Source organism: Microcystis sp. M53602_WE12 (assembly GCF_030065455.1).
GTDB classification, from domain to species: domain Bacteria; phylum Cyanobacteriota; class Cyanobacteriia; order Cyanobacteriales; family Microcystaceae; genus Microcystis; species Microcystis aeruginosa.
In genome coordinates this window covers 1-7,342 of the sequence record NZ_JASJFB010000820.1, presented here as the reverse complement: position 1 = coordinate 7,342, position 7,342 = coordinate 1, and the positions used below count along the sequence as shown (strand labels likewise).

The window sequence follows — 7,342 nt, the reverse complement described above, 5'->3', positions numbered from 1 at the left end:
TATTAACCTGTTGATGCCTTAAGTCCTTCCCTGTATGGATTTCAGCTACTTTTGAGCTTAGGTACTCTCATCGAATTTTATTTTAAGTTAATTATTTGCATAACAATTCCCGAAGAGCCCAATTTTATTGATAGTAGGGTTAATTGATAGTAGGGTTAATTGATAGTAGGGTTGATTCATGAATCAACCCTACCATGTCGGGGGTTTAGGGGGTCTTGCCTCTTGCCTCTTCTCAACAAGCAATGTAAATTACGAACAGCTTACTAAGAGCTAATTTCACGACCGAGGTGGGCAAGCTTATCTAGAACAGATTGAAGCAAAGATCGCCGCTGCTCGACGACAATATCTAAGTTAGCCAACATATACTTTACGTCTTTGTAAGCATTGTCCAGCAAGGCTAGTAATAATTCGCGATCGCTGACAATCTCTTTTTCTGATGGGGTGCGGGTCCGTTGGGGTAATAAGTCCGCTGGTGGAGAAGGAGGGAAGGGCGATCGCTCGGACTCTAGCTGTTGAATGGTTTGTTGTAAATTTTCAATCACCCCATACATTTCCATCGGGTCAAAAACCCTTAACAGACTGGTTTGTGTGACAATGCCCAACCCCCGACCCCAGTTCCAAGAAACCACCAAACGCCCCACCCGCCGTTTTTGCATTTCCTGATGGGCCGTCCACAGGGAATCCTCGGGGCTGAGGAGAAATAAGGGCGTACTCATCACCGTCTGGGCCCTAGTTTTGTGCAGATCGATTTGAACTGCTTGAAACTGGACAAGATCTCGCTCTGTCACAATACCAACAGGGTAGTCATTGTCTTCGGAATTTCTCTGGGTGATCACCACACAACTGACACGATGTTCAGCCATTAACTGGGCCAATTGCAAGACTGTGGCGGTGAGTGGGGCCTGTACCACTTGACTGGTCATCACATCGGATACGCGACGAAACCGCAACAGATTGGCCGGACGCAATATCTGGCGAATACTTTCATGGGAGATCACCCCGATTAAGTGTCCTTGGTCATCCACAATCGGCAAATGGCGAATGCGGTAGCGCCGAAACAAAAACAGGGCAGCAAAAATGTCTTGAGCAGATTGCTGGGGCAACGTGATCAGGGGATGTACCATCACATCGGCAACGGTTGTCTCGGACAGGTTAATCCCTTGGGCGGTGAGTCGCACCACATCCCGTTCTGTCAAAATTCCTAATAACTCTTGTCCTTGCACCACCAGCAGACAGCTAACACGCGCTTCTCCGGCCGGAGCAGCTAGAGGGGATAGGTCATCGGTGAGCAAACACAGACGACTATGGGCCTGACCGATCATGGCGATCGCATCTGCCAGGGAAGTGGTTGGCGGCACCGTCAAGGGCTGGCGATTGATCGCTTTTTCCAGATCGGGGGCCCAACTCAGAGGTGTATCAAAGGACATCAGCACCATCCCGCAATCGCAAAGGCCAAGATAGACAGAACAGCCACTGGGCAAAGAACCCAGACTCTCAGAGTTGCTAAAACCCGTTCTAAAACTATCTCAAAGTGTAGCGTCATTTAACTTTTTCCTAAAAGATGTAACGTTTTGTTACAGTTTTTATTAAACTCGTAAAGATTTTAGACCCACTTCGGTGTATCATAGAGGGATGTAACAGGTTAAAGCCTGAAGCTTTTCATTTAGGGGTTATTCAGCCTCTAATGGTTTCAGGAGCGGCATCACCAGACGCTGGGGTGAGTACTTCCGGGTTCTGGTCGGCCTGAAGGGTTACTCCGGAAATTCTGGACACCTTTCCATAAAGTCGATCCAGCACCCGCTTTACGGAAATACGCTGCCATGGTTGACCGCGTTTGGTGGTGTAGCCCTGTTCATTAAGCCAATCGGCGATCTTCTGCAAGGATTTCCCTGATTTGTGATGACGGCGAATCAGTTCAATGACCCGGCACTCTTCCGGATCATCCACTAATTCCCCATCGATCGATCGTTGTCCAAAGGCAGGGGAGCCGTAGCCCGCATAACCACCGTTGCTTGCTTTTGCTTGTCTGCCTTGTTCTAGCCGCTCCCAGGCAGATAAATCGTTTGAAGGGGTCGCTGTCATAGGGGATGTCAATGCAATAACTTGCAAAACCATATTATCGCAACTTAACGTCGCAAATTTGTTTTGATTGGGGGCAGCCGATGACGACTTAGAAAGTAAAACCCGCGCATGAGCAGGGACTAGATGTCACCATCGATGTCTGGGACGACCAAACTATAGACGATACCCCCGGGAGGCGGACAAAGTTAAAGGGTCAAAGGCCAAGCATTTTTAGATGAGGAGCGGGTCAAGGCTGGATTTCTATTGTAAAACGCAGCGATCAGAGAATTTGTCCTAAGTTACACAAAATCAATTTGGAGATATAAACATGGGTACGGCTACATTTATTCAAGATGAAACTGAATTCGATTCCCTCTTAAAGAGTGAATCCCTGTTGGTGGTAGATTGCACGGCAACCTGGTGTGGACCTTGCAAACTGGTGGCACCGTTGATCGATCGATTGGCCGATGACTATCGAGATCGCGCCAAAGTCTTCAAACTTGACCTGGACAGTAACAAACCCGTAGCCAAACGCTTTGGGATTAGAAGTATTCCGGCTGTCATGGTATTTAAACAGGGGAAATTGATAGAAACATTAGTTGGGGTTAAACCCTATGAAGAATTTACCGCTGCAGTAGAACGACAATTATAGTCTTCCACTCTGGACAAACGTCCGACCTTAACCCTTTCCTTCTCACACCACTATTCAATTTTGAGGTATGGCGATGAACAAGCTTATAGAAATTCGGTGTCCCAACTGTGGCAGCGTAGCTCAACGGCTCTTGAGCGATCGCCTACCCGCAGGATATAAGTGTCCGGCCCGGCAGGTTGCTCAGACGGAATGCCCAGTGTGTGATTATTTCATCGCCATGTGTTGGCAAAATGGCGCTGTGCTGGAGGCCTATGCTCCAGGCATTCAGGGGAACACAGCTGCGGCTGTGCCGCCCCAAACCCAACCAGCGATCGCCCATTGGTCTTTGTCATCTGTGTTCAAAGTGGCACTCAGCCCACAAGAGTCTAGGAAATTGCTATCGGGACAACCCTAGTCAACTTTTGCGTTTATACCAGTTCTTTAATTTAACAACACCATCCAACTCCTATGCTACAAGCTCAAGAAATTATGACCCAAAACGTTGTCACCATTCGTGGTTCGGCAACGGTTGCCGATGCCGTGAAATTGATGAAAGAAAAAAAACTGCGGGGTTTGATTGTCGAACCGCGCCATGAACAGGACCCCTATGGAATTGTCACCGAAACCGACATCGTTTACAAAGTGGCGGCCTTTGGCCACGATCCTAAAACTATGCGGGTTTACGAAATTATGGCCAAGCCCTGTGTGGTCGTCAATCCCGAACTGGGGGTGGAATATGTAGCCCGGTTATTTGCTCAAACCCGCATTCGCCGCGCCCCGGTGATTCAGGGCAAAACTTTGCTGGGCATTATTTCTGTCAGTGATATTCTCTTCAAGAGCGATTTTGTCGAAAAGCCCAAGCGGTTGTTCATTGAAGATGAAATTGAAGCGGCCCGGGAAGACGCGCGGGCAATTTGTGCGGCCAAGGGTGAAATCTCTCCCGATTGCGCCGCAGCCTGGGATGTGGTGGAGGAACTCCAAGCCGAAGCCTCCCATCAACGGGTCAAAAAACAGGGGACTAACTCACTTCAGTCCTACTGCGAAGCCAATCCCGATGCCTTAGAGTGCCGCATTTATGAGGATTAAATCTTGGAGGAATGTAAAGATTTATTAAAATGTAACATAGGCTACAGCTTTACTTAGTTTAGTGTGTACTGTTTCGCTGTCCTCCTTCTGTCTTGGGTTGGCCTGTTGCTTCACCTAGCTGCGAGGGGGGACTCACTAAGTTCTTTGTCCCCTTTCTCCTGTAACAGTTCTTGATGGGTTTGTCTGAGTTTAGCCTGATTGATAATGATAGCGAGCTTGTAAAAAATAAACCTTATTTCCTGTGACTTTATAAACCAAACGATGCTCTAAGTCGATCCGTCGTGACCAAGTGTCGGCAGCAATATACTTAAGAGGTTCGGGTTTACCCAATCCTGTAAACGGATCGCCATCCAAAATATCTGCTACTAAGTCTAAGATTTTATCGCCTTTTTTCGGTTCGTTCCGATACCACCAAGCTAAATCTGCTTTGAAATCAGGACTAAAAACGGGCAAATAATCATGAATAGGATTGTTTTTAGGTTTATCTGGCTTATTTTCTCTTTTAGGACTCAATTCCTAACTCCTCTTTCAATTCAGCTAATGTTTGAGGAGTTGCATCTTCTGTCTGGGTCCATGCTAAAGAGCGAAATAAGCGTTGGGCATTTTCTGGAGATCGCAATAAATAAACACACTCTAATAAACTGGAAAGCTCATCTTCAGCAATTAAGGCCACATTTTTCTGATTGCGACGCTTAATGACGATAATTTGAGATTCGTCACACACCTGATCTAAGAGACTCGCTAAATTCATTCTCGCCTGAGAGTAGGTGGTTTCTTTGCTTAACATGATTTTTAGGGGATACTTGTACAACCTTATTGTACAAGTCCAAGCTCTTGAACTCCCCAAAAACCCCAAAATCTGAATCGCTGGTTAGGGAGAATAATGTAAAGATTTATAAAATTGTAGCTTAGGCTACAGCTTAGTTTAGTTTTGTGTGTACTCTATTGTCGTACAGCTTTGGTGTTGGGTTGGGCTGTTCCTTAGCCAAACCTAGAAAAGCTAATAGTTCCACCGATTCAGGGAGATGAACTGATTGGCTGGAGGGATATTAAGCTGTTGACTATCTGAATTGCTCGTTAAGACTGCAAGGGAGAAGGGAGCAGGGAGAGAAAGTTCGAGCATTTGTACTAAAAATTCCAATACGCAGTTTAAATTCAGTACAGCTTATCCCCAGTCTATCAGCTAGTTGGTGCGGGACGGGATTTTCTGAATCTACAACCTACAGAAGCCGCTATCTTATTTCCACAATAAGTTCCTTTCCTAAAGCTTTGACGTATTTTTCTAAAGTAGAAATACCGACAGATTCCACATTCTCTTCTAGGTTGAAAACCGTTGCTTTATCCCAATTTAACTTACGCGCTAATTCTTCCTGAGTCAGTCCAGCTTCTTCTCTTGCCTGTGATAAGATAACTCCCAGCTTGAAACTGAGATAACCAGACTCGAAGCCTTGGCAAAATTGACTGTCAGTTTGTTTTCTCCTGTTAATATATTGTTCTACATCACTCATCGTCGAATCTCCTGTTCAAGTAGTCTCGTTTTCGTTGCTCTGCCAAATTAATCTCTTGGGATGGTGTTTTTTGAGTCTTTTTAGCAAATCCGTTCGTTAAAATAATTAAATCACTTTCTCCAAAAAAGCCCAGCAGACGGAATATATTATTGCCAATCTGAACCCTCACTTCCCAAATATCATCAGTATTGACTAATTTTTTCAGGTATTGACTCGGGACAGAATCTAACTCCTGAATTAAGCGTAACACCCACAACACTTTTTGAGCTTGTTTTCCAGACAGAGAATTTAAAAAATCTTCAACGGGGCTGGCTCCTGACTGGGTACGATAAAAAACAATCTCCTTCATATAATAATCAGTTTAAGAAAACATTTCAATATTTTAGTGATGCCATTTCATTTGGATTGTAGTGATTCCATATCGCCAGTCATTGGTTGTGCATTATCTTACATCTTCATTCAATAAGTAGTCGTGCCAAATAAATTTCCTAGTGAAGATGGGCACTCATGCAAGAGGTGGTTAGATATGTGGTAAGGATTCAGGTGCCTCAAATGCAGTCACAGAGCGGCTTCTCAAATCTCAGAACTCGCTAAACTAACAGTTTCATTCTCAATAAGCACGAAAATTAAGCCTTTCAGCGTTTCTTAATGAGAATGAGGATTTGGCCATAATTCGCCTAAATGCTTACACAGCATGGGTTTGACTGCTTTTTGTATGACCTGAATCCTTACGATATGTGTAATTAATTTTGCTTAGGTACTTAACATTGTCAGAGTTGTGCAAGTGTCGGAATATTTTTCCCTGCCAAAACCGAACGAATGACACTAATTATAACAAAATAGAGAATCCGCAGCTCTCTTAGGTTTGGTGGGTAAAATGTATTCTGAGATACAGTCTTGGGGCAGTGAGTGGAACTAACCACAGAGACACAAAGGACACAGAGATCGATCACCACTATATAAGTTAAACTTATCACACAAAGAATAACAGAGCCAATCCGCTTCAACAACTTCGAGACAGAGATGAACGCAAAGACGAATCCGACAGACCGCGCCACAATAACTCAAGGAAGACGATAGTTCGTCTGAGAAGCAGTAAAACAGCGGAAAACACCTGAGACTCCCTGCTCTGTCAACCCCTAAGCTAGGGAGAGAAATATAAAGATTTATTAAATTGTAGCTTTTGATACATTTGTGGGGGGGGAGTGTGTATTGTTCTACTATCCGCCTTTGGTGTTGGGTTGGGTTGTTGCTTCACCTAGCTGCGAGGGGGCGAACACTTATGTACTGAGTAGCGAATGGTGATGAAAAAAGGATTTTTCAGATGGCTACCAATTTTAGCCTTAACTACAGCTTTATCTTCTAACTTCTATCAGAATCACGATGATATTGCTCAAGCCCGTAATTTGAGACGTGTAAGCAATGGTTTTGCTTTCGAGATTCAGAATTGTAATAAAGACAATAATTCTGTAGTTTGTACTTTTATGGTTGCAAACTTAGGGGAAGTCAGAGATCTTACTTTTTATCCCCAATACTCTATCATCATTGATTCTACCGGCAAGCAATTGACGGGATCGGAGGGACGTATTGGAGGAATAGGTCGTGATCTAGTATATATGAGAGATATGCCTTCTAGAGTCCCCATTAACGGAAAAATTCTCTTTAAAGGAAATTTGCCCGGAAGAATCGTTTATCTGCGATTAGTAGGTTCTAATTTCTCAGTTGAATGGAGGTAATATATTACCTCGGTTAACTGTTAACTGTTCACTGAATAAAGACTCGTAGGTTGGGTTGACGCAAGGAAACCCAACAACTTCCTGGAATATTTTCACAATGTTTGTTGGGTTTCGCCTTTTGAGCCGATTGGTAATACCAGAGCAATAATGATAGCTCAACCCAACCTACGGCTCGATTAATTAACAAACTGATTCAGGAATGATAAGCTAAAACGCACTTAAACCACCTAAAATAGAAATAGTAACTTGAGAAAAATCCTACTTATGCCAGCCAAAGATTTCCTAGACTTAGAAGAAAAGAAAAACTTACGAAAAGCTCT

General features: G+C 44.2%; 10 protein-coding genes. 4 read left to right on the top strand and 6 right to left on the bottom strand.

What is annotated here, in order from left to right:
- Positions 1–263 precede the first annotated feature (263 nt).
- Both PX482_RS25260 and PX482_RS25255 read right to left on the bottom strand, forming a co-directional pair.
- Complete coding sequence (locus PX482_RS25260) at positions 264–1,436, bottom strand: CBS domain-containing protein (RefSeq protein ID WP_043999540.1); 1,173 nt, start codon at positions 1,434–1,436, stop codon at positions 264–266.
- A gap of 238 nt (positions 1,437–1,674) precedes the next feature.
- Complete coding sequence (locus tag PX482_RS25255) at positions 1,675–2,115, bottom strand: recombinase family protein (protein WP_002763750.1); 441 nt, start codon at positions 2,113–2,115, stop codon at positions 1,675–1,677.
- A gap of 274 nt (positions 2,116–2,389) precedes the next feature.
- Between PX482_RS25255 and trxA the strand changes: the two genes are divergently transcribed.
- From trxA to PX482_RS25240, 3 genes are all read left to right on the top strand, one after another.
- The gene (gene trxA, locus PX482_RS25250) at positions 2,390–2,713 is read left to right on the top strand and encodes a thioredoxin (protein ID WP_002763751.1); all 324 of its coding nucleotides are present in this window, start codon (positions 2,390–2,392) and stop codon (positions 2,711–2,713) included.
- Between the two features lie 67 nt (positions 2,714–2,780).
- Positions 2,781–3,107 (top strand): hypothetical protein, encoded by a 327-nt coding sequence (locus tag PX482_RS25245; protein WP_002763752.1) that lies wholly within the window; start codon positions 2,781–2,783, stop codon positions 3,105–3,107.
- A 53-nt stretch (positions 3,108–3,160) separates the two neighbouring features.
- The gene (locus PX482_RS25240; protein ID WP_002751597.1) at positions 3,161–3,778 is read left to right on the top strand and encodes a CP12 domain-containing protein; all 618 of its coding nucleotides are present in this window, start codon (positions 3,161–3,163) and stop codon (positions 3,776–3,778) included.
- A gap of 189 nt (positions 3,779–3,967) precedes the next feature.
- Here the strand turns inward: PX482_RS25240 and PX482_RS25235 are convergent, their stop codons facing one another.
- The 4 genes from PX482_RS25235 to PX482_RS25220 all read right to left on the bottom strand — a co-directional run bounded on the left by PX482_RS25235 (position 3,968) and on the right by PX482_RS25220 (position 5,635).
- Positions 3,968–4,291, bottom strand: a complete 324-nt coding sequence (locus tag PX482_RS25235) for a Txe/YoeB family addiction module toxin (RefSeq protein ID WP_002763753.1) — start codon at positions 4,289–4,291, stop codon at positions 3,968–3,970.
- Positions 4,281–4,565 carry a type II toxin-antitoxin system Phd/YefM family antitoxin gene (locus PX482_RS25230; RefSeq protein ID WP_002763754.1) on the bottom strand — a complete coding sequence of 95 codons (285 nt, stop codon included), beginning with the start codon at positions 4,563–4,565 and terminating at the stop codon, positions 4,281–4,283. Before PX482_RS25230 ends, PX482_RS25235 begins: the two co-directional genes overlap by 11 nt.
- A 445-nt stretch (positions 4,566–5,010) precedes the next feature.
- The gene (locus PX482_RS25225; RefSeq protein ID WP_002763755.1) at positions 5,011–5,286 is read right to left on the bottom strand and encodes a helix-turn-helix domain-containing protein; all 276 of its coding nucleotides are present in this window, start codon (positions 5,284–5,286) and stop codon (positions 5,011–5,013) included.
- The gene (locus PX482_RS25220; protein WP_002763756.1) at positions 5,279–5,635 is read right to left on the bottom strand and encodes a type II toxin-antitoxin system RelE/ParE family toxin; all 357 of its coding nucleotides are present in this window, start codon (positions 5,633–5,635) and stop codon (positions 5,279–5,281) included. The genes PX482_RS25225 and PX482_RS25220 overlap by 8 nt, the downstream gene beginning before the upstream one ends.
- A gap of 949 nt (positions 5,636–6,584) precedes the next feature.
- Between PX482_RS25220 and PX482_RS25215 the strand changes: the two genes are divergently transcribed.
- Positions 6,585–7,022: a hypothetical protein gene (locus PX482_RS25215; protein WP_002763759.1), complete on the top strand. Its 438-nt coding sequence runs from the start codon at positions 6,585–6,587 to the stop codon at positions 7,020–7,022.
- Positions 7,023–7,342 lie beyond the last annotated feature (320 nt).